This is a genomic window from Micromonospora sp. NPDC049203 (assembly GCF_043197215.1).
Lineage (GTDB): Bacteria > Actinomycetota > Actinomycetes > Mycobacteriales > Micromonosporaceae > Micromonospora.
Genome location: NZ_JBICSV010000006.1, coordinates 62,732 through 83,648 on the forward strand (window position 1 = coordinate 62,732; position 20,917 = coordinate 83,648).

20 protein-coding genes are annotated in these 20,917 nt (G+C 72.3%); 3 read left to right on the plus strand and 17 right to left on the minus strand.

The features are described from left to right. Nucleotides 1-47 precede the first annotated feature (47 nt). The 6 genes from ACGFIA_RS17940 to pyrR form a co-directional block, all read right to left on the minus strand. Complete coding sequence (locus tag ACGFIA_RS17940; protein ID WP_357386485.1) at nt 48-1,058, minus strand: quinone-dependent dihydroorotate dehydrogenase; 1,011 nt, start codon at nt 1,056-1,058, stop codon at nt 48-50. A gap of 103 nt (nt 1,059-1,161) precedes the next feature. Next, nucleotides 1,162-4,509 (minus strand): carbamoyl-phosphate synthase large subunit, encoded by a 3,348-nt coding sequence (gene carB / locus ACGFIA_RS17945; protein WP_357386487.1) that lies wholly within the window; start codon nt 4,507-4,509, stop codon nt 1,162-1,164. Beyond that, the gene (gene carA, locus ACGFIA_RS17950) at nt 4,502-5,674 is read right to left on the minus strand and encodes a glutamine-hydrolyzing carbamoyl-phosphate synthase small subunit (protein WP_357469167.1); all 1,173 of its coding nucleotides are present in this window, start codon (nt 5,672-5,674) and stop codon (nt 4,502-4,504) included. The genes carB and carA overlap by 8 nt, the downstream gene beginning before the upstream one ends. Then, nucleotides 5,671-6,948: a dihydroorotase gene (locus ACGFIA_RS17955; protein ID WP_357386491.1), complete on the minus strand. Its 1,278-nt coding sequence runs from the start codon at nt 6,946-6,948 to the stop codon at nt 5,671-5,673. The genes carA and ACGFIA_RS17955 overlap by 4 nt, the downstream gene beginning before the upstream one ends. Then, entirely contained in the window at nt 6,945-7,871 is a 927-nt protein-coding gene (locus ACGFIA_RS17960; RefSeq protein ID WP_091424316.1) for an aspartate carbamoyltransferase catalytic subunit, read from the minus strand. Before ACGFIA_RS17960 ends, ACGFIA_RS17955 begins: the two co-directional genes overlap by 4 nt. Nucleotides 7,872-7,929: 58 nt before the next feature. Continuing rightward, nucleotides 7,930-8,511 carry a bifunctional pyr operon transcriptional regulator/uracil phosphoribosyltransferase PyrR gene (pyrR, locus tag ACGFIA_RS17965; protein ID WP_357386493.1) on the minus strand — a complete coding sequence of 194 codons (582 nt, stop codon included), beginning with the start codon at nt 8,509-8,511 and terminating at the stop codon, nt 7,930-7,932. Between the two features lie 285 nt (nt 8,512-8,796). Here pyrR and ACGFIA_RS17970 point away from each other — a divergent pair, with 285 nt between their 5' ends. Next, a complete protein-coding gene (locus tag ACGFIA_RS17970) occupies nt 8,797-9,285 on the plus strand; it encodes a transcriptional regulator (RefSeq protein WP_013285505.1) in 489 nt (162 codons plus the stop codon). 64 nt (nt 9,286-9,349) lie between these two features. Here ACGFIA_RS17970 and nusB read toward each other — a convergent pair whose 3' ends face one another. The 4 genes from nusB to aroB all read right to left on the minus strand — a co-directional run bounded on the left by nusB (nt 9,350) and on the right by aroB (nt 11,941). Beyond that, a complete protein-coding gene (nusB, locus tag ACGFIA_RS17975; protein WP_357386586.1) occupies nt 9,350-9,760 on the minus strand; it encodes a transcription antitermination factor NusB in 411 nt (136 codons plus the stop codon). A 23-nt stretch (nt 9,761-9,783) separates the two neighbouring features. Next, complete coding sequence (gene efp / locus ACGFIA_RS17980; protein ID WP_357386495.1) at nt 9,784-10,341, minus strand: elongation factor P; 558 nt, start codon at nt 10,339-10,341, stop codon at nt 9,784-9,786. Between the two features lie 86 nt (nt 10,342-10,427). After that, nucleotides 10,428-10,868 (minus strand): type II 3-dehydroquinate dehydratase, encoded by a 441-nt coding sequence (aroQ, locus tag ACGFIA_RS17985; protein WP_013285502.1) that lies wholly within the window; start codon nt 10,866-10,868, stop codon nt 10,428-10,430. Then, a complete protein-coding gene (gene aroB / locus ACGFIA_RS17990) occupies nt 10,865-11,941 on the minus strand; it encodes a 3-dehydroquinate synthase (RefSeq protein ID WP_357386498.1) in 1,077 nt (358 codons plus the stop codon). Before aroB ends, aroQ begins: the two co-directional genes overlap by 4 nt. 92 nt (nt 11,942-12,033) lie before the next feature. On the opposite strand from aroB, the gene ACGFIA_RS17995 reads away from it, so the two are divergent. Next, the gene (locus ACGFIA_RS17995) at nt 12,034-12,576 is read left to right on the plus strand and encodes a DUF2243 domain-containing protein (protein ID WP_357386499.1); all 543 of its coding nucleotides are present in this window, start codon (nt 12,034-12,036) and stop codon (nt 12,574-12,576) included. After that, nucleotides 12,573-13,376 (plus strand): cytochrome c oxidase assembly protein, encoded by an 804-nt coding sequence (locus ACGFIA_RS18000; RefSeq protein ID WP_357386501.1) that lies wholly within the window; start codon nt 12,573-12,575, stop codon nt 13,374-13,376. The genes ACGFIA_RS17995 and ACGFIA_RS18000 overlap by 4 nt, the downstream gene beginning before the upstream one ends. On the opposite strand, the gene ACGFIA_RS18005 is transcribed toward ACGFIA_RS18000, so the two are convergent. The 7 genes from ACGFIA_RS18005 to ACGFIA_RS18035 all read right to left on the minus strand — a co-directional run bounded on the left by ACGFIA_RS18005 (nt 13,366) and on the right by ACGFIA_RS18035 (nt 20,890). Then, the gene (locus ACGFIA_RS18005) at nt 13,366-13,875 is read right to left on the minus strand and encodes a shikimate kinase (protein WP_091424298.1); all 510 of its coding nucleotides are present in this window, start codon (nt 13,873-13,875) and stop codon (nt 13,366-13,368) included. The two genes, ACGFIA_RS18000 and ACGFIA_RS18005, sit on opposite strands and share 11 nt — an antisense overlap. A 55-nt stretch (nt 13,876-13,930) precedes the next feature. Continuing rightward, complete coding sequence (aroC, locus tag ACGFIA_RS18010; RefSeq protein ID WP_357386503.1) at nt 13,931-15,109, minus strand: chorismate synthase; 1,179 nt, start codon at nt 15,107-15,109, stop codon at nt 13,931-13,933. 159 nt (nt 15,110-15,268) lie between these two features. Further along, a complete protein-coding gene (locus ACGFIA_RS18015) occupies nt 15,269-16,081 on the minus strand; it encodes a shikimate dehydrogenase (RefSeq protein WP_357386588.1) in 813 nt (270 codons plus the stop codon). Between the two features lie 34 nt (nt 16,082-16,115). Then, nucleotides 16,116-17,321, minus strand: a complete 1,206-nt coding sequence (gene mltG, locus ACGFIA_RS18020; RefSeq protein WP_357386505.1) for an endolytic transglycosylase MltG — start codon at nt 17,319-17,321, stop codon at nt 16,116-16,118. After that, nucleotides 17,318-17,779, minus strand: a complete 462-nt coding sequence (gene ruvX / locus ACGFIA_RS18025; RefSeq protein ID WP_194802882.1) for a Holliday junction resolvase RuvX — start codon at nt 17,777-17,779, stop codon at nt 17,318-17,320. Before ruvX ends, mltG begins: the two co-directional genes overlap by 4 nt. A 127-nt stretch (nt 17,780-17,906) precedes the next feature. Continuing rightward, nucleotides 17,907-20,588 carry an alanine--tRNA ligase gene (alaS, locus tag ACGFIA_RS18030; RefSeq protein ID WP_357386508.1) on the minus strand — a complete coding sequence of 894 codons (2,682 nt, stop codon included), beginning with the start codon at nt 20,586-20,588 and terminating at the stop codon, nt 17,907-17,909. Next, nucleotides 20,585-20,890 carry a DUF6167 family protein gene (locus ACGFIA_RS18035; protein ID WP_354866963.1) on the minus strand — a complete coding sequence of 102 codons (306 nt, stop codon included), beginning with the start codon at nt 20,888-20,890 and terminating at the stop codon, nt 20,585-20,587. Before ACGFIA_RS18035 ends, alaS begins: the two co-directional genes overlap by 4 nt. Between the last annotated feature and the right edge of the window lie 27 nt (nt 20,891-20,917).

Sequence of the window (20,917 nt, forward strand, 5' to 3'; positions counted from 1 at the left end):
GGGCCGGAAGTGCAAGATCGCGAGGGTCGGGGGGCGGGGCGGGGGGGTCAGGGGGTGGCTCGGGTTATGGCTCGGGTGAGGGCGGGGCCGCGGTAGATGAAGCCGGTGTAGAGCTGGAGCAGGGCGGCGCCGGCGTCGAACATGCGGGTGGCGTCGTCGGGATGCAGGATGCCGCCGACGCCGATCACCGGCAGCCGGCCGCCGGTCTCCCGGTGCACGAACGCGACCATGTCGCGGGCCCGGGCGGTGAGCGGCCGGCCGGACAGCCCGCCGGCCTCGGCGGCGCGCTCCCGGTCGGCCGGGGCGAGCCCGTCGCGGGCGAGCGTGGTGTTCGTGGCGATGACCCCGGCCGCGCCCCGGTCGAGGCACACCTCCAGCAGCTCAGCCACGGCCGGCTCGGTGAGGTCCGGGGCGATCTTCACCAGCACCGGCTTCTCCCCCACCAGCGCGGCGAGCAACGCGTCCAGATGTGATCGGTCCTGAAGCGACCGCAGGCCGGGAGTGTTCGGTGAGGACACGTTTACGGCGAAGTAGTCGCCGTGGTCCTTGAGCGCCCGGTAGGACGCGAGGTAGTCCTCGACCGCCTCGTCCAGCGGGGTCACCTTGGACTTGCCCAGCGAGATGCCCAGCGGCACGCCGAGCGGGCGCGGCAACGCGGCCAGCCGGTCCGCGAGCGCCGCGGCGCCGGCGTTGTTGAAGCCCATCCGGTTGATCACGGCTTCGCTGTCGCGCAGCCGGAACAGCCGGGGCCGGGGGTTGCCCGGCTGGGCGTGCGCGGTCACGGTGCCGACCTCGACGAAGCCGAAGCCGAGCGCCGGCCACGCCGGCAACGCGAGTCCGTTCTTGTCCATGCCGGCGGCCAGCCCGACCGGGTTGGGGAAGCGCACCCCGAACACGGTGCGCGGCGCCGGCCGGAAGTACGCCGCGCGCAGCGCCGCGAGAACGGCCGGCCGCCGCGACACCGCAGCCAGCCGCTCCAGCGTCCACTCGTGCGCGCCTTCGGCGTCCCCGCCCGCGAGCGAGAACAGCCGGGGCCGCACCACCTTCTCGAAGATCACGCCTCGGCCCCCCGCCCGGTCTCCCCGTCGATCATGAGGTTGGCGGCGGATTTGGAGATCCACATCGCCGCCAACCTCATGATCGGCGCGTGAAGGCGCGCTGTCACTCGCCCGCCCGCAGGGCGGCGTGCAGGTCCTGCAGCGGGCGGACCTTCAGGTCACCCCGGATGCGGGCCTCGATGCCCATGACGGCGGCGGCGGCGCCGGGCACCGTGGTGACGCACGGGATGTCCACGCTCACCGCCGCGCTGCGGATCTCGTACCCGTCGGAACGGGCGCTCGCGCCGGAGCCCTGCGGCGTGTTCACCACCAGCGCCACGTCGCCGCCGAGGATCAGCGAGACCGCGTCCGCGCCCTCACCCGACTCGTAGTGCTTGCGGATCTGCTCGCAGGCGATGCCGTGCCGGCGCAGCACCTCGGCCGTGCCGGTGGTGGCCACGATCTCGAAGCCCAGGTCGGCCAGGCGCTTGATCGGGAAGATCATGCCGCGCTTGTCCCGGTTGGCGACCGAGACGAAGATCTTCCCGGCGGTCGGCAGCGACCCGTACGCGGCGGCCTGCGACTTGGCGAACGCCTGCCCGAAGCCGGTGTCGATGCCCATCACCTCGCCGGTGGACTTCATCTCCGGGCCGAGCAGCACGTCGATGCCCTTGCCGGACGGGGTGCGGAACCGCTTGAACGGCAGCACCGCCTCCTTGACCGCGATCGGCGCGTCGGCCGGCATGGTGCCGCCGTCGCCGGCCGGCGGCAGCATCCCCTCGGCGCGCAGCTGCGCGATGGTGGCGCCGAGCGCGATCCGGGCCGCCGCCTTCGCCAGCGGCACCGCGGTGGCCTTCGAGACGAACGGTACGGTCCGGGAGGCGCGCGGGTTGGCCTCCAGCACGTAGAGCATGTCGCCCTGCAACGCGTACTGGACGTTGAGCAGGCCGCGCACCCCGACGCCGCGGGCGATCTGCTCGGTGTAGTGCCGCACCTGGGCCAGGTGCGAACCGGCCAGGGTGATCGGCGGCAGCGCGCAGGACGAGTCGCCGGAGTGGATGCCGGCCTCCTCGATGTGCTCCATCACGCCGCCCAGGTAGACGTCGCCGTCGGCGTCCACGAGCGCGTCCACGTCGATCTCGATGGCGTCGTCCAGGAACCGGTCCACCAGCACCGGGCGGTCCGGCGAGATCGCTGTGGCCCGGCCGATGTAGTCACGCAGCGTGGCGTCGTCGTACACGATCTCCATGCCGCGCCCGCCGAGCACGTACGAGGGGCGGACCAGCACCGGGTACCCGATCTCGTCGGCGATCGCCTTCGCCTCGTCGTACGAGGTGGCCATGCCGTGCGCGGGCGCGCGCAGGCCGGCCCGGGCCAGCACCGCGCCGAACGCGCCGCGCTCCTCGGCCAGGTGGATCGACTCCGGCGAGGTGCCGACGATCGGCACCCCGGCGTTCTTGAGCCGCTGGGCCAGGCCGAGCGGGGTCTGACCGCCGAGCTGCACGATCACCCCGATGACGCCGGGCCCGCCCGCCTCCTTGCCGGAGGAGTCCTCGGCGTGCCAGACCTCCAGCACGTCCTCGAACGTCAGCGGCTCGAAGTAGAGTCGGTCGGCGGTGTCGTAGTCGGTGGAGACGGTCTCCGGGTTGCAGTTGACCATGACGGTCTCGTAGTCCACGTCCCGGAGCGCTTGTACCGCGTGCACGCACGAGTAGTCGAACTCGATGCCCTGCCCGATCCGGTTCGGCCCGGAGCCCAGGATGAGCACCTTGGGCCGGGCCGAGGGCGCCACCTCGGTCTCCGAGTCGTACGTCGAGTAGTGGTACGGCGTGGTCGCCTCGAACTCGGCCGCGCAGGTGTCCACCGTCTTGTAGACCGGCCGGACGCCGAGCCGGTGCCGCAGCGTGCGGACGCCGTCCTCGGCGGCCAGCTCCGGACGCAGCGCGGCGAGCTGCCGGTCGGACAACCCGGCCCGCTTGGCCCGGCGCAGCAGCGCGGCGTCGAGCACCGGCGCGTCCACGATCTCGGCGCGCAGCTCGACCAGCGAGGCGATCTGGTCCAGGAACCACGGGTCCATGCCGCCGGACGCCTCGGACACCTCGGCGATCGACGCGCCGAGACGCAGCGCCCGCTCGACCGTGTAGAGCCGGCCGTCGTGCGGCACGCGCAGCGCGGCGAGGGTGTTCTCCTTCGTCGCGCCCTCCGGATCCGGAGTGGTCCAGAAACCGGACGCCTTGGTTTCCATCGAGCGCATCGCCTTGTTCAGCGCCTCGGTGAAGTTGCGGCCCAGGCTCATCGCCTCGCCCACCGACTTCATCGTGGTGGTCAGCTCCGGGTCCGCGCCGGGGAACTTCTCGAACGCGAACCGGGGGATCTTCACCACCACGTAGTCGAGCGTCGGCTCGAACGCGGCGGGCGTCTTGAGCGTGATGTCGTTGGGGATCTCGTCCAGCGTGTAGCCGATGGCGAGCTTCGCGGCGATCTTCGCGATCGGGAAGCCGGTGGCCTTCGACGCCAGCGCCGAGGAGCGCGACACGCGCGGGTTCATCTCGATCACGACGATCCGGCCGTCGGCCGGGTTCACCGCGAACTGGATGTTGCAGCCGCCGGTGTCCACACCGACCTCGCGCAGCACCGCGATGCCGAGGTCACGCAGCCGCTGGTACTCCCGGTCGGTGAGCGTCATCGACGGCGCGACGGTGACGCTGTCACCGGTGTGCACACCCATCGGGTCGACGTTCTCGATCGAGCAGACCACCACCACGTTGTCGTGGCGGTCGCGCATCAGTTCGAGCTCGTACTCCTTCCAGCCGAGCACGCTCTCCTCGATGAGCACCTCGTGCACCGGGCTGGCCGCCAGGCCGGAACCGGCGATGCGCTCCAGGTCCTCGTCGGTGTGCGCCATGCCGGAACCGAGGCCGCCCATGGTGAACGACGGCCGGATGACCACCGGCAGGCCCAGGTCGGCGACCGTCTCGCGGACCTCGTCCATCGAGTGGCAGACCCGCGAACGCGGCACCAGCGCCGACGGGTCCTCCAGGCCCAGCCGTACGCCGGCCTTCGCGACGATCTCCTTGAACAGCTGCCGGTCCTCGCCCCGGTTGATCGCCTCGATGTTCGCGCCGATCAGCTCGACGCCGTACTTCTCCAGCACGCCCGCCTCGTGCAGGGCGACGGCGGTGTTCAGCGCGGTCTGCCCGCCGAGCGTCGGCAGCAGCGCGTCCGGGCGCTCCTTGGCGATGACCAGCTCGACGAACTCACGCGTGATCGGCTCGACGTACGTGGCGTCGGCGAACTCCGGGTCCGTCATGATCGTCGCCGGGTTCGAGTTGACCAGGCTGACCCGGATCCCCTCGCTGCGCAGCACCCGGCAGGCCTGAGTGCCGGAGTAGTCGAACTCGCAGGCCTGTCCGATCACGATCGGCCCGGAGCCGATCACCAGGACGTGCTTGAGGTCGGTCCGCTTAGGCATTCTTGCCGCCTTCACTCTGCTGCCGGTCGAAGCCACGGCCTTCGATCAACTCGGCGAAACGGTCGAAGAGGTAGTCCGCGTCGTGCGGGCCGGCCGCCGCCTCCGGGTGGTACTGGACGGTGAAGGCGGGCACGTCCACGGCCCGCAGCCCCTCGACCACGTTGTCATTGAGGCAGACGTGTGACACCTGGACACCGCCGAACTCGGTCTGGATCACCTGATCCGGCACCACGGCGCCGTCCCCGGCACCGGGCACCTGCACCGCGAAGCCGTGGTTGTGGCTCGTCACCTCGACCTTGCCGGTGGCCCGGTCGAGCACCGGCTGGTTGATGCCACGGTGGCCGTACCCCAGCTTGTAGGTGCCGAAGCCGAGCGCCCGGCCGAGGATCTGGCTGCCGAAGCAGATGCCGAACAGCGGGATCCGCCGGGCCAGCACCTCCCGGGCCAGCGCCACCGGGCCGTCGGCGGTCGCCGGGTCGCCCGGGCCGGGCGAGAAGAAGACCGCGTCCGCGCCGGTGGCGAGCAGGTCCTCGATCGTCGACCCGGCGGGCAGCACGTGGGTGGTGACGCCGCGGGCGGCGAGCCGGCGCGGCACGTTGCGCTTGATGCCCAGGTCCACGGCGGCCACCGTGAACCGGTGCTCGCCCTGCGCCTGCACCACGTACGGCTTGGCGGTGGTCACCTCGTCGGACAGGTTCGCGCCGACCATCTGCGGCGAACGGCGTACCCGCTCCAGCAGGGCGGCCGGGTCGTCCTCGACGCTGGAGATGCCGACCCGCATCGCGCCGCGCTCACGCAGGTGCCGGGTCAGCGCCCGGGTGTCCACCCCGCTGATGCCGACCACGCCCTCGGCGGCGAGCCGGTCCTCCAGGCCGCCGGTGGCCCGCCAGTTCGAGCTGATCCGGGCCGGGTCGCGCACCACGTACCCGGCCACCCAGATCCGGTCGGACTCGTCGTCGGAGCCGTTGACGCCGGTGTTGCCGATGTGCGGCGCGGTCTGCACCACCACCTGCCGGTGGTAGGAGGGGTCGGTGAGCGTCTCCTGGTAGCCGGTCATGCCGGTGTTGAAGACCGCCTCGCCGAAGGTCTCCCCGACGCTGCCGTACGCCTCGCCGTGGAACGTGCGCCCGTCCTCCAAGACGAGGATCGCAGGACGTCTCTTCACTTAACAGCCTTTCCGTCCAGGACCGTCGCCTCGCCGCGCAGGAAGGTCGCCACGATGCGACCCGGCAGCGTCATGCGGGCGTACGGGGTGTTGCGACTGCGACTGGCCAGCTCCGCCGGTTCGATGACGCGCCGGGCGGCCGGGTCGACGAGGGTCAGGTTGGCCGGTACGCCGGGCGCCGGGTCGAGGCCGTGCCCGGTCAGCCCGGCGATCCGGGCCGGTGTGCGGGACATCCGCTCGGCGATCAGGTCCCAGCGGGGACCGAACACGTCGAGCGCGATGGACAGCGCCGTCTCCAGGCCGACCATGCCCGGCCGGGCGTACGCCCACTCGCACTCCTTGTCCTCCACGGCGTGCGGCGCGTGGTCGGTGGCGATGATGTCGATCACGCCCTCGGCCAGCGCGTCGCGCAGCGCGGCGATGTCGGCGGCGGTACGCAGCGGCGGGTTGACCTTGAAGACCGGGTCGTAGCTCTCCGCCTTGGCGTCCGTGAGCAGCAGGTGGTGCGGCGTCACCTCGGCGGTGACGCGTACCCCGCGCGCCTTGGCCTGGCGCAGCACCTCGACGCTGCCGGCGGTGGAGACGTGGCAGACGTGCAGGCGGCTGCCGACGTGCTCGGCCAGCAGCACGTCCCGGGCGATGATCGCCTCCTCGGCGACGGCCGGCCAGCCGGTCAGGCCGAGGCGGGTGGACACCTCGCCCTCGTGCATCTGCGCGCCCTCGGTCAGCCGGGGCTCCTCGGCGTGCTGGGCGATCACGCCGTCGAACGCCTTGACGTACTCCAACGCGCGGCGCATCAGCCGCGGGTCGGACACGCAGTGCCCGTCGTCGGAGAAGATCCGCACCCCGGCGGCCGAGTCGGCCATCGCGCCCAGCTCGGCCAGGCGCTCGCCGGCCAGCCCGACGGTGACCGCGCCGATCGGCTGCACGTCGACCAGGCCGGCCTCGCGGCCGAGCCGCCAGACCTGCTCCACCACGCCCGCGGTGTCGGCGACCGGCGAGGTGTTCGCCATCGCGCACACCGCCGTGTAGCCGCCGAGCGCCGCCGCCCGGGAGCCGGACTCGACAGTCTCGGCGTCCTCCCGGCCGGGCTCGCGCAGGTGGGTGTGCAGGTCGACCAGGCCGGGCAGCGCGACCAGGCCGGTCGCGTCGATGACCGTGGCGTCGTCGGTGGTGGGTGCGTCGCCGACGGCGGCCACCACGCCGTCGCGGATGAGCAGGTCGGTCGGCTCGCCGCCGACGATGCTGACGCCTGTGATGAGGTACGCGGTCACCGGTTGTTCCCTCCGAGCAGCAGGTAGAGCACGGCCATCCGCACGGAGACCCCGTTGGCGACCTGTTCGACGATGGTGGAGCGGGGCGAGTCGGCCACCTCGGGCGTGATCTCCATGCCCCGGTTCATCGGGCCGGGGTGCATGACGATCGCGTGCCCGGGCAGCCGGCGCATGCGCGGCCCGTCGAGCCCGTAGCGGCGGGCGTACTCGCGGGCCGACGGGAAGTAGGAGTCACCCATCCGCTCACGCTGCACCCGCAGCATCATCACCACGTCCACATCTGGGAGAACGGCGTCGAGGTCGTAACAGACGTCGGTACCGGGGGCCAGGGCGGCGGCGATGTCGACCGGGATGAGCGTGGGCGGGCCGACCAGGGTGACCTTCGCGCCGAGCGTGGACAGCAGCAGCACGTTGGAGCGGGCCACCCGGGAGTGCAGCACGTCGCCGACGATCGCCACGTGCAGGCCGTCGAGCCGGCCCAGCCGGGACCGCATCGTGTACGCGTCGAGCAGCGCCTGCGTGGGGTGCTCGTGGGTGCCGTCACCGGCGTTTACCACCGAGCCGTCGACCCACTCGGCGAGCCGGTGCGGGGCGCCGGAGGCGGGGTGCCGGACGACCACCGCGTCCGCGCCCATCGCCTGGAGCGTGAGCGCGGTGTCCTTCAGGCTCTCCCCCTTGGCCACGCTGGAGCCCTTGGCGGAGAAGTTGATCACGTCGGCGCTGAGCCGCTTGGCCGCCGCCTCGAACGAGATCCGGGTCCGGGTGGAGTCCTCGTAGAAGAGGTTGACCACGGTGCGCCCGCGCAGCGCGGGCAGCTTCTTGACCTCACGCCCGGCCACCGTCGCCATCTCCGCGGCGGTGTCCAGGACCAGAGTGGCGGTGCCGGCGTCCAGGTCGGCGCCGGAGAGCAGGTGCCGGATCATGCGCAGAGCCGCCTTTCGTTCGCGACTGCGGGGCTCCGCTTCGCTGCACTCCTCGCGCTCACAGTGACCCCCCGTACAACTTGACCTCGTCCGTGCCGTCGGTCTCGGCGAGGGTGACCTTGACGTTCTCGGCCAGCGCGGTGGGGATGTTCTTGCCGACGTAGTCGGCGCGGATCGGCAGCTGGCGGTGGCCGCGGTCGACCAGGACCGCGAGCTGCACTGACGCCGGGCGGCCCACGTCGCTGAGCGCGTCCAGCGCGGCCCGCACGGTGCGGCCGGAGAACAGCACGTCGTCGACGAGGATCACCCGCTTGCCGTCGATCCCGCCGGGCGGCAGGTCGGTCGGGCCGACCGCGCGGGTGGCGTGCCGGCGCAGGTCGTCGCGGTAGAGCGTGATGTCGAGCACGCCGACCGGGACTGTGACGTCCTCGAAGGTGCTGATCCGGGCCGCGAGGCGGTGGGCCAGCGGCACGCCCCGGGTGGGGATGCCGAGCAGCACGGTGTCGGCGGCGCCCTGGGTCTTCTCCAGGATCTGGTGGGCGATGCGGTCGACCACCCGCGAAACGTCCGCTGCGGCGAGGATCACCTTCACCGAGGGTTGTCGCGGCGGCGACGAGTGGGCAGCCGGTGGGTAGGCCACGGCGGACCTCCTTCCCCGCCTCACGGGACGGGTCGTTAAAGGACGTCTGGTCGGCTCCGGCCGGCCCGCGCGGGCCCGGACCGGGGCTTCACGCCACGTTACCAGCGGTCACCGGGCTGCCCGCCGCCGGTACTGACCTGCTGGTCAGCCCGGAGAAATGGGGACAAGCCACACAGGGGTGCGGGACCCGGTGGACGGCAACACTTGACCACTTGTCGCAATCCCCGTACCGTCACGCTCCGTAGCGATAGCTCGGAGAACCCGAACAGCACTGGGAGTGTCCGAATGCCCTCTGAATACGCCAAGTCGCTGGGCGCCCGCCTGCGCTCCATCCGCCAGCAGCAGGGTCTGTCCCTGCAGGGGGTGGAGGAGAAGTCGAACGGGCGGTGGAAGGCCGTGGTGGTCGGCTCGTACGAGCGCGGCGACCGCGCCGTCACCGTGTCCCGCCTGGCGGAGCTGGCCGACTTCTACCGCGTTCCCGTCTCGGAGCTGCTGCCCGACGGCAGCGGGGTGCGTCACGAGCCCACCAGCAAGATCGTGCTGGACCTGGAGCGGCTCTACGACGAGGCCTCCGAGGACCTCGCGTACGTGGCCCGGTACGCGCGTGCCATCCAGCAGCAGCGCGGTGACTACAACGGCCGCGTGCTCTCGATCCGCGCCGACGACCTGCGCGCCCTCGCGATCGTCTACGACGCCTCGCCGTCGGGCCTGATCGAGCGGCTGACCGAGCACGGCGTGCTGGTCGCCGACCCGCGGGCGTTCTTCGCCTCCTGACACCCCCGTACGACGAGAAGGGCCCGTGCCGCCTGGCACGGGCCCTTCGTCGATCCGGCACGCGTCAGCGCGTGGCGTACTCGGCGATCCGGCCGAGGATGCCGTTGAGAAAGCGGGGCGAGTCGTCTGTCGACATCTGCCGGGCCAGCTCCACGGCCTCGCTGATCGCCACCGCGTCGTCGATCTCGTCGACGTAGAGCAGCTCGTACACGGCGATCCGGGCCAGGTTGCGGTCGACCACCGGCATGCGCTCCAGCGTCCACCCCTCGGCGTAGCTGGCGATCGTCTCGTCGATCCGGTCGAGGTGCGCCGCCACGCCCTCGACCAGCCCGATCGCGTAGCCGAGGTGGTCAGGGCGCGGCTGCTCGATCCGTTGCAGGTAACCGGCGAGCACCTCGACCGGCGGGCGGTCCCGCAGGTCGGCCTCGAAGAGCACGTCCAGCGCCCGCTTGCGCGCCTTACGGCGCGCCGGCATCTGCTGCTTGGGACCCTCGGCCATCAGGATCGGCCGAGGTAACGGCCGTCGCGGGTGTCGACCTTGATCTTCTCACCGGTGGTGATGAACAGCGGCACCTGCACCGTCGCGCCGGTCTCGACGGTGGCCGGCTTGTTGCCGCCGGTCGACCGGTCGCCCTGCAGGCCCGGCTCGGTGTAGGTGACCTCCAGCACGACCGAGGTCGGCAGCTCGATGTACAGCGGCACACCCTCGTGGGTGGCGACCGTCGCCTCGGCCTCGGGGAGGAGGTAGTTGGCGGCCTCGCCGACGACGCCGCCCATGACGGTGATCTGGTCGAACGTCTCCAGATCCATGAAGACGTAGTCCTCGCCGTCGGCGTACAGGTACTGCATGGTGCGCTTGTCCACGGTCGCGGTCTCGACCTTGGTGCCCGCGTTGAAGGTCTTGTCGACCACCTTGCCGGACAGCACGTTCTTCAGCGTGGTGCGCACGAAGGCACCACCCTTACCGGGCTTGACGTGCTGGAACTCGACGACGGCCCACAGCTCGCCGTCCAGGTTGAGTACCAGGCCGTTCTTCAGGTCGTTGGTGGTGGCCATTTCCTGCCTTGATCATCAATTGGCGGACAGACCGTCCAAGTCTACTCGCTCTGTCGAATCGGACTCGCGCCACGGAACTGAGGGGCTCAGGCACCCGCGGCGAGCCGGGCGGCCAGGTGGTGCAGTGCCAGCCGGTAGCCGTCCACGCCCAGGCCGCAGATCACGCCGGTGGCCACGGCGGAGACCACCGAGTGGTGCCGGAACTCCTCCCGGGCGTGGATGTTGGAGATGTGCACCTCGACCAGCGGGCCGCGCAGCATGGCGCAGGCGTCCCGCACCGCGATCGAGTAGTGCGACCAGGCGGCCGGGTTGAGCACCACCGCCGCCGCCTCGTCGGCCGCCTCGTGCAGCCAGGCCAGCATCTCGTGCTCGGCGTCGGTCTGCCGGACCACCACGTCCAGGCCCAGCTCCCGGCCATGCCGCTCGCAGTCGGCCACGAGCTGGGCGTAGCTGGTCACCCCGTACACGTCGACCTGGCGGGTGCCGAGCCGGCCCAGGTTCGGCCCGTTGAGCACGTACACCCTCACGAGCTGATCTCCGCGTACGCGGCGGCGAGCAGGTCGTCCGGCGGTGCCTCCAGGATCGCCGGGCGGGCGAGCCCGTCGAGCACCACGAACCGCAGCCGGCTCCCCCGGGCCTTCTTGTCCACCCGCATCGCCGCCAGCAGCTCCGGCCAGGCGTCGGCCCGGTAGCCGGTGGGCAGGCCGAGCGCGGTCAGCACCCGGCGGTGCCGCTCGGCGTCGGCCGCGTCGAGGCGGCCTGCGAGCCGGGCCAGCGTGGCGGCGTACACCAGGCCGACCGCCACGGCGTGACCGTGCCGCCAGCGGTACCCCTCCACCTTCTCGATCGCGTGCGCCAGCGTGTGCCCGTAGTTGAGCACCTCGCGTACCCCGGATTCGCGCAGGTCCCCGCCGACCACGCCGGCCTTCACGCGGACCGCGCGCTCGACCAGTTCCCGCAGCACCGGCCCGGCCGGGTCCAGCGCGGCGGCCGGATCCCGCTCGACCAGGTCGAGGATGACCGGGTCGGCGATGAAGCCGCACTTGACCACCTCGGCCATCCCGGCCGCCAGGTCGGCCGGGGGCAGGCTGTCCAGCGTCGCCAGGTCGGCCAGCACGCCGGCCGGCGGGTGGAACGCGCCGACCAGGTTCTTGCCGGCGGCGGTGTTGATGCCGGTCTTGCCGCCCACGGCGGCGTCGACCATGCCGAGCAGCGACGTGGCGACCGGCACCCAGCGCACCCCGCGCAGCCAGGTGGCCGCGACGAAACCGGCCAGGTCGGTGACCGCGCCGCCGCCCACCCCGACCACCGCGTCGGTACGGGTGAACCCGGCCTCGCCGAGCCGATCCCAGCAGGCCGCCGCCACGTCGACGTGCTTGCCCGCCTCCGCGTCCGGCACCTCGATGAGCAGCGGAGTCACGCCGGCCTCGCGGACGCCGGCGGCGAGCCGGTCGGCCAGCGCCTTGAGCGGCGGCGAGTGCAGGAAGGCCACCCGCTCGGCGCCGGGTAGCAGCGCCGGCGGCGGGTCCAGCAGGTCACGTCCCACGAGCACGTCGTACGGCCGCTCGCCGCCGACCGGGATCCGGGTCACCTCGTCCATCGCGGGCAGCCTAGTCCAGCGCGCCGCCCTCGCGGGGCGACTGTCCACTGGCTGGGTGTTTGCCCGGCCGCACGCCGGGTAGGGCGGCCGGAATGAGCGAGACGACGGCACCCGCGACCCGACCGGAGTCCGCGACGAGCATCCGGCTGCCCGCCACCATCCTCGGCGTCGGGCTGGGCGGCTTCGTCGACGGCATCGTCCTGCACCAGGTCCTCCAGTGGCACCACATGCTCAGCAGCACCGGCAGCGACCGGGCCGGCATCCGCGAGTACCCGGTCGACACCGTGGCCGGGTTGCAGATGAACACGCTCTGGGACGGGCTGTTCCACGTGGTCACCTGGGTCGCGGTGCTGACCGGCCTGGCCCTGCTCTACGCCCGGGTCACCACCTCGCGGGGCCGGCTGTGGCGCTCGCCCATGCTGTGGGGCTGGGCGCTGATCGGCTGGGGCCTGTTCAACCTGGTCGAGGGCGTCGTCGACCACCACCTGCTCGGCATCCACCACGTCCGCGGCGGTCCGAACCAGCTCTGGTGGGACCTCGGGTTCCTCGCCCTCGGCGTGGTGCTGATCGCGGCGGGCTGGGCGATCCAGCGCCGGGCCCGCGACGTGGACCTCTGCGCGCCGGAGCGGCGGTGATCCCGGCCCACGCCGGGCACGCCGACGGCGGCTTCCCGGCCGTCGCGCTGCTGCCGCTGGTGCTGTTCTGGGCGTACCTGGCCGCCGCGTTGCGCCTGCGCGCCCCGGGCGGACCGGGCTGGCCGCACGCCCGCACGGCGAGCTTCGGGCTGGGCACGTTGCTGCTGGTGGCGGGGCTGCTCTGGCCGGCCGGTGACTTCGTCGGGCACATGTGGCAGCACCTGCTGATCGGCATGCTCGCGCCGCTGGCGCTGGTGCTCGCCGCCCCCGTCACGCTGCTGCTGCGCACGCTGGACCGGCGTACCGGCCGGGCCCTGGTCCACCTGCTGCGGCACCCGGTCGCGCGGGTGCTCGGCCACCCGGTGACCTGGCTCCTGCTCACCGCGGGCGGGCTCTGGCTGCTCTACCTCACCCCGCTGTACCGGGCCACGCTGGACAACCCGGCCCTGCACACGCTGGTGAACCTGCACTTCCTGCTCAGCGGCTGCCTGTTCGCCTGGTCGATCGCCGGGCCGGACCCGGGACCGCACCGTCCCCGCGTACCGGTGCGGCTTGTGGTGATCGGGTTCGGGGTCGCGGCGCACGCCACCATCGCCCAGTTGCTCTACGCCGGGCTGTTCGTGGACGTGCCCGCCACCGCCGCCGAGCTGCGGGCCGGGGCCACGCTCATGTACTACCTCGGCGACCTGGCCGAGATCGCGCTGGCGCTGGCGCTGCTCGCCACCTGGCGGCCCGAACCGGCCCGGCGCCGCCGCGCCGCGCGGTCCGCGCCGGTCGCGGCCGTGCGGGTCAGGGCTTGAGCAGCGCGGCGATCTCCGCCGCCAGCTCCTGCGGGGTACGCCCGTCGGTGACCACAGTCGCGGTCGCCACCTCGGCGTAGAGCGGGCGGCGCTGGTCCATCAGGTGCTTGAGCGTGGCGCGCGGGTTCAGCGCGAGCAGCGGCCGGCCGGCGCCCAGACCGACCCGCTTGAGCGCGTCCGGCAGCTCCACCGACAGGTGCACCACCGTGTGGCCGATCAGCGCGGCCCGGTTCTCCTCGGCCAGGACCGCGCCGCCGCCGAGCGCGAGCACGCCCGCGTGCGACGCGAGCGCCGCCGCCACGGCGGCCCGTTCGAGGGTACGGAAGTGCTCCTCCCCCTCGTCCACGAAGATCTCCGGGATGGGCTTGCCGGCGAGGTTCTCGATGTCGGCGTCGGTGTCCCGGAAGCCGACGCCGAGCGCCTCGGCGAGCGCCGTGCCGACTGTGGTCTTGCCGGAGCCGGGCGCACCGACCAGCACGCAGACCGGCCGGGTGCTCACCGTTGCCACCTTTCGTTCGCGACTGCGGGACTCCGCTGCGCTGCGTTCCTCGCGCTCACCGAATCACCAGGCTGTCGAGGTAACCGGCCAGGTTGCGGCGCATCTCGGCGACCGAGTCGCCGCCGAACTTCTCCACCGCCGCCTCGGCCAGCACCAGCGCGACCATCGCCTCGGCCACCACCGCGGCGGCCGGCACCGCGCACACGTCGGAACGCTGGTTGATCGCGGTGGCCGGCTCGCCGGTGGTCACGTCGATCGTGGCGAGGGCCCGGTTCAGCGACGAGATCGGCTTCATGGCCGCCTTCACCCGCAGCGGCTCACCGGTGGTGATGCCGCCCTCCAGGCCGCCGGCCCGGTCGGTGATCCGCCGTACCCCGGTGGCGGTGGGCACGATCTCGTCGTGCGCCTCGGAGCCGCGCGAGCGCGCCTGCTGCCACCCGTCACCGATCTCCACACCCTTGATCGCCTGGATAGACATGAGCGCGGTGGCCAGGCGGGCGTCGAGCTTGCGGTCCCACTGCACGTGGCTGCCCAGACCCGGCGGCACCCCGTACGCGAGCACCTCGACCACGCCGCCGAGTGTGTCGGCGGCCTTCTTCGCGGCGTCGACCTCGGCGACCATCCGGGCGCTGGCCTCGGCGTCGAGGCAGCGCAGCGGGTCGGCGTCGATGCGCGCGGCGTCCTCCGGCGTGGGGCGCAGCCCTGGCTTGACCGCCACCGGGCCCAGCTCGACCACGTGCGAGACGATCTCCACGCCGAGCGCCTGCCGCACCAGCGCCTTGGCGACGGTGCCCACCGCGACCCGGGCGGCCGTCTCCCGGGCGCTGGCGCGCTCCAGGATCGGCCGGGCGTCGGTGTGCCCGTACTTCTGCATGCCGGCCAGGTCGGCGTGACCGGGGCGAGGGCGGGTCAGCGGCGCGTTGCGGGCCTGGCTCGCCAGCTCCTCCGGGTCGACCGGGTCGGCGGCCATCACGGTGCGCCACTTCGGCCACTCGGAGTTGCCGACCCGGATCGCCACCGGGCTGCCCAGCGTGACGCCGTGCCGGAGCCCGCCGATGATCTCGACCTCGTCCTGCTCGAACGACATCCGGGCGCCCCGGCCGTACCCGAGCCGGCGCCGGGCCAGCTCGCCGGAGATCTCCCCGGTGGTCACCTCGATGCCGGCGGGTACGCCCTCCAGCATCGCGACGAGGGCGGGTCCGTGCGATTCACCTGCAGTCAGCCAGCGCAACACGACGGTCAGTGTGTCACGTCCGGTGGTCGCCGGCGTACGCCGCCCGCCGCGTCCCGCCCTGCGGACAGGCCACCTCCGCGCGCTGGTCTCCCACCGGGCGGCGTGAGGTGTTAACAGGGGACCCTTCCTCTACCGGAGGCGTTAAGAAGGGGCCCTTCCTTACACCGCAAGCGCGGCGCGCATCGCGGCCCGTGGAGCGGGGACGCCGGTGAACTGCTCGAACTGACCGAACGCCTGGGCCAGCAGCAGGTCCAGCCCGGAGACCACCCGGCAGCCGGCGGCGAGCGCCGCCGCGGCGAGCGGCGTCGGCCACGGGTCGTAGACCACGTCGAAGAAGACGGACTCCGGCCGCCAGTCGAAGTTGTCGGCCAGGGGGTCGGCGACGCCCTTCGGCACCGTGGAGATCACCACGTCGGCGCGGGCGTGCGCCGGCGCCCCGTCCCACTCCGCGCCCGCCAGCGGCACACCGGCCGCCGCCGCGACCGGGCGCAGCTCGTCGACCGCCTCCGGGCGGCGGGCCACCACTGTCACCTCGGCCGCCCCGATCCGGGCCGCCGCCGCGATCGCGGCCCGGGCCGTGCCACCCGCGCCGAGCACGGTGACGACCGCCCCGGCCACGCAGCCGGCGCCGGTGAGCACCTCGACCATGCCGGTGACGTCGGTGTTGTCCGCGTACCAGGTGCCGTCGGGCCGGCGTACCAGCGTGTTGGCGGCGCCGACGGCGGCGGCGACCGGCGAGACCTCGTCGGCGAGCGCGAGCGCCGCCTCCTTGCCCGGCATGGTCACCGACAGGCCGGCCCACTCCGGGCCGAGGCCCGCGACCAGGCCGGGCAGCTCGTCGGCGCCGGCTTCGATCCGGGTGTACGACCAGCCGGTCAGCCCGGCCGCCGCGTACCCGGCGGTGTGGATCACCGGGGACAGCGAGTGGGCGATCGGCCTGCCGACCACAGCGGCACGACGGGGAGCCGAAATGTGCACTGCCTCTGTCTCCCGGGTGACGTCGTGCCTAGAGAACGCCGTTCTCCTTGGCCTTCTCGATGTTGCGCTCATGCTCGGCGTTTGTCGTCGCGAAGGCCGAGTGTCCCTGCCTGTCGATGGCGACGAAGAAGAGCCACTTGCCGTCCGGCGGGCTCAGCGCCCCCTCCAGGGCCTGCTTCCCCGGGTTGTTGATGGGGGTCGGGGGCAGACCCGGGCGGGCGTGGGTGCTGTACGGGTTCTTCTCGTCGTACAGTTCCTCTCTGCGCATGTCCTTCGACGCCTTCGTCGGCTTGCCGGTCAGCTCCCAGTAGTAGTTGACCGAAACGTCGAACTGCAGACAGTTGCAGGGGAAGTTGCCGCTGTAGGCCCGGTTGTAGGCGACGCGGGCGATCTTGCCGAGGTCGTCCTTGTTGCCCGCCTCGGCTTGGGCGAGCGACGCCACGGTCAGTACCTCGTACGGGCTGATGCCGCCGCGGTTCGCCTGCACGTTCTCGGCGAACTTCAGGTTCCCGGTGACGGTGAGGAAGTTGTCCACCATCAGCTTGAGCACCGTCTCGGCGGTGGCCTTCGGCGGGATCTCGTAGGTGTCGGGGAACAGGAAGCCCTCGACCGACGGCTTGGCCTTCTTGCCGTCGGAGCGCTTGAACCACCAGTCCGGTACGCCGAGCGCCTCCGGGTCCTTCGCGGCGGCCTCGAAGTCCTTGACCGGGATGTCGGTCTTCTCGGACAGCCGCTTGTAGACCGTCTTCGCGGTGAGCCCCTCGGGGATGGTGATCCCGTTGACGATCTTGTTCTTGAGGTCCAGCAGCGCCACGACCGCCGCGTCACCGCTCATCTGCTTGCGCAGCTTGTAGGTGCCGGGCTGGATGTTCTTGCTGCGCGAGTTCTCCTCGGCGGCCTCGATGAACGCCTTGGTGCTCTTCACCACGTCGGCCGCGACGAGCGCGTCGGCCATGTCGGCGATCAGCGCGCCCTGCTTGATCTCGACCGTCACCTCGCCGGTGCCGGAGCCGTCGTAGTCGGGCGTGACGAAGTAGTTCTGGACCCGGTCGAAGCCGTAGAACGCGCCGCCGCCGATGCCACCCAGCAGGACCAGAGCGAGCGCGAGGGCGAGAAGGGTCTTGCCCCGGCCGCCGCCGGACTTGCCCTGACGCCGGCGCACCGCGCCGCGCCGGTGCCGGCCCTTCTCCCCCCTGTCCGGCTCGTCGAACCCCAGATCAAGATCGTCGATCATTGCGTCCGCCTCCGCTGTGCGTCCAGCCAGCTCTGCAGAATCTCCACCGCGGCAGCCTGGTCGACCACCGCCCGTTGGCGCTTTCCCCGGACGCCCCGTTCGGCAAGCCTACGACTCGCGACGACGGTAGACATCCTCTCGTCCGTCAGCGTCACCGGAATCGGCCGCATCACATCAGCCAAACGGCTGGCATATGCCGATACGTTCGCCGCCGCGGGTCCGTGCTTCCCGGCGAGATTGACCGGCAGCCCGACCACGATCCCCACCGCCTCGTGCTCGGCGGCGAGCCGGACCAGCTCGGCCATGTCGCCGGGCACCGCGTCCGGTTCCGCCGTCAGATCACGGGCCAGCGTGACCAGGGGCGTGGCGAGGATGCCGTGCGGATCACAGCGGGCCACCCCCACCCGCACCTGGCCGACGTCGACACCCAGCCGGACACCTCGGGACAGCTCGGTCACTGACGGACACCTCCCCGCCGATACGGGCCAGGGCGGACCGGGTGGTCCGCCCTGGCGTACATCCGTGCGCTCATGCCGTGCCGGCTGGGCATGCCCTCACGGCCCTCGCTCCGCTCGGTGCGTTCGCTCATGCCGCGTCGGCGACCGCCCGCTCGACGGTGACCAGCAGGTTCGGCGCCTCCGCCGCGGGCAGGCCGCCGCCCTGGGCCAGGTCGTCGCTGCCGCCGCCCCGGCCGGAGAACGCCGCCTTGACCAGGTCCTTCGCGCTCAGGTTCCGCCCCCGGGCGGCCTGGTTGACGGCCACCACCAGCGACGCCTTGCCGTTGGCCCGGGCCGCCACCGCGACCACCGCCGGGCGGGCCGCGTCGATCCGGCCCCGGATCTCCTGGGCGAGGGTCCGCACGTCGTTCGCGGCCGCGCCCTCCGGCGCCTCGGTCCCGACGTACGCGACCCCGCGCACGTCCTTCGCCTGCGCCGCGAGCGCGCCGGCGCCGCCGAGCACGAGCTGGGCGCGCAGCTTCTCCAGTTCCTTCTCCGCGTCGCGCAACTGGGTGACCGTCTGCTCCACCCGGTCGGCCACCTGCTCCCCCGGCACCCGGAACAGCTCCGCCAGCCGGGACACCAGCAGGTGCTCACGGGCCAGGAAGCCGAACGCGTCCATGCCGACGAGCGCCTCGATCCGGCGGACCCCGGAACCCACAGACGCCTCGGAGAGGATCTTCACCAGGCCGAGCTGGGCGGAGCGGGCCACGTGCGTGCCGCCGCACAGCTCACGGGCGTAGTCGCCGACCTCGACGACCCGGACCCGCTCGCCGTACTTCTCACCGAACAGGGCCATCGCCCCGATCCGGCGGGCCTCCTCCTGGCTGGTGACGAACGCGTGCACCTCCAGGTCGGCCAGCAGCACCTCGTTGACCTGCTGCTCGACGTCGTGCAGCACGCTCGGCGCCACACCCGTCGGGGTGTTGAAGTCGAACCGCAGCCGGCCCGGCGCGTTGAGCGAACCCGCCTGGGTCGCCGACTCGCCGAGGAAGTTACGCATCGTCTGGTGCACCAGGTGCGTCGCCGTGTGCGAACGGGAGATCGCCCGGCGGCGGGACGCATCGATCTCGGCGTACCCGGTCTCCCCGGCCCGCACCTCGCCGCGCACCACCTTCGCCCGGTGCACGATCAGGCCGGGCACCGGCTGCTGCACGTCGAAGACCTCGACCTGGCCGCCGCCGACGGTGATGAGGCCCTGGTCGGGCTGCTGCCCGCCGCCCTCGGCGTAGAACGGGGTGGTGTCGAGCACCAGCTCGATCGTGTCGCCCTCGGCAGCCGCCGCCACCGTGGCACCGCCGGACAGCAGCGCGCGCACCCGCGACTCCCGGCTCAGCTCGGTGTAGCCGGTGAACTCCACCGGCCCGCCGCCGTCGAGCACCGACCGGTACGCCGACACGTCCGTGTGCCCGGTCTTGCGCGCCTGCGCGTCGGCCTTGGCCCGGCTGCGCTGGTCGGCCATCAGCCGGCGGAAGCCCTCCGCGTCGACCTGCAAGCCCTGCTCGGCCGCGATCTCCAGGGTCAGGTCGATCGGGAAGCCGTACGTGTCGTGCAGCTGGAACGCCTTGTCACCGGAGAGCGCCGCCTTGCCGGCCGACTTGGTCTCGGCGATGGCGGTGTCCAGGATCGTGGTGCCGGCGCGCAGCGTGGCCAGGAACGCGTCCTCCTCGGCGTACGCGTACTGGGAGATCCGGCCGAAGTCCTCGGCCAGCTCCGGGTACGACGGCGCCATGCAGTCACGGGCCACCGGCAGCAGCTCGGGCAGAGCCCGGTCGGCGTAGCCCAGCAGCCGCACCGCCCGGATCGCCCGGCGCATGATCCGCCGCAGCACGTAACCACGGCCCTCGTTCGACGGGGTCACCCCGTCGCCGATGAGCATCAGCGAGGTGCGCACGTGGTCGGCGATCACCCGCAGCCGCACGTCGTCCGGGTGCGACTGGTTGGCCGCCTGGCCGGAGTGCGCGCCGTAGCGCTTGCCGGTCAGCTCGGCGGCCCTGTCCAGGATCGGCCGGACCTCGTCGATCTCGTAGAGGTTGTCCACGCCCTGCAGCAGCGAGGCCATCCGCTCCAGGCCCATGCCGGTGTCGATGTTCTTCGCCGGCAGGTCACCGAGGATCGGGAAGTCCTCCTTGCCGGTGCCCGGACCCCGCTCGAACTGCATGAAGACGAGGTTCCAGAACTCCAGGTAGCGGTCCTCGTCGACCTCCGGCCCGCCCTCGCGGCCGTAGGCCGGGCCGCGGTCGTAGTACAGCTCGGAGCACGGGCCGCACGGGCCGGGGATGCCCATCGACCAGAAGTTGTCGGCCTTGCCCCGGCGCACGATCCGCTCGGCCGGCACGCCGGTGGCCCGCCAGATGTCGTACGCCTCGTCGTCGTCCAGGTAGACGGTCGCCCAGATCCGCTCCGGGTCCAGCCCGAAGCCGCCCGCCTCGACCGGCTTGGTGGCCAGGTCCCAGGCGAGCGGGATCGCCCCGGACTTGAAGTAGTCACCGAAGGAGAAGTTGCCGTTCATCTGGAAGAACGTGCCGTGCCGGCTGGTCTTGCCGACCTCGTCGATGTCCGGCGTACGGATGCACTTCTGCACGCTCGTCGCCCGCGCGTACGGCGGGGTCTGCTGGCCCAGGAAGTAGGGCACGAACTGCACCATGCCCGCGTTGATGAACAGCAGGTTCGGGTCGCTGATGGCGGGCAGCGGAGCGGACGGCACCACGGTGTGCCCGTTCGCCTCGAAGTGGGCGAGGAACCGCCGCTTGATCTCCGCCGTCTTCATCGCTGGTGGTCCTCCGGGAAAATCTCTCGATCACCGATGCGCGGGTCCTCCCGCAGCTCGGCGAACTGGTCGTCGTACACCTCGCCGCGGGCGAAGGCCTCGTGGATCTCCTGCTCACGCTCGGCCATGCCGACCCGGACGTCGTCCATGAACGCCCGGACCGACTCGACCAGACCGCCGGCGGACTCGGACAGCCCGCTGGCGATGCCGGCCGGGGTGTACGCCTGCGCCGTCCGGGTGGCCTTACGCACCACCAGGACGCCCACGGCCAGCCCGATGCCCAGCCAGAACAACCGCCTCATGTTCTCATCCTTCCCGCGTACGCCGGT

Bases quoted from the DNA above. Each gene is read 5' to 3' on its own strand.
- carB (WP_357386487.1), bottom strand. From the start codon at position 4,509: ATGCCTAAGCGGACCGACCTCAAGCACGTCCTGGTGATCGGCTCCGGG.
- ACGFIA_RS17960 (WP_091424316.1), bottom strand. From the start codon at position 7,871: ATGATCCGGCACCTGCTCTCCGGCGCCGACCTGGACGCCGGCACCGCC.
- ACGFIA_RS17970 (WP_013285505.1), top strand. From the start codon at position 8,797: ATGCCCTCTGAATACGCCAAGTCGCTGGGCGCCCGCCTGCGCTCCATC.
- nusB (WP_357386586.1), bottom strand. From the start codon at position 9,760: ATGCCGGCGCGCCGTAAGGCGCGCAAGCGGGCGCTGGACGTGCTCTTC.
- efp (WP_357386495.1), bottom strand. From the start codon at position 10,341: ATGGCCACCACCAACGACCTGAAGAACGGCCTGGTACTCAACCTGGAC.
- aroB (WP_357386498.1), bottom strand. From the start codon at position 11,941: ATGGACGAGGTGACCCGGATCCCGGTCGGCGGCGAGCGGCCGTACGAC.
- ACGFIA_RS17995 (WP_357386499.1), top strand. From the start codon at position 12,034: ATGAGCGAGACGACGGCACCCGCGACCCGACCGGAGTCCGCGACGAGC.
- mltG (WP_357386505.1), bottom strand. From the start codon at position 17,321: ATGATCGACGATCTTGATCTGGGGTTCGACGAGCCGGACAGGGGGGAG.
- alaS (WP_357386508.1), bottom strand. From the start codon at position 20,588: ATGAAGACGGCGGAGATCAAGCGGCGGTTCCTCGCCCACTTCGAGGCG.
- ACGFIA_RS18035 (WP_354866963.1), bottom strand. From the start codon at position 20,890: ATGAGGCGGTTGTTCTGGCTGGGCATCGGGCTGGCCGTGGGCGTCCTG.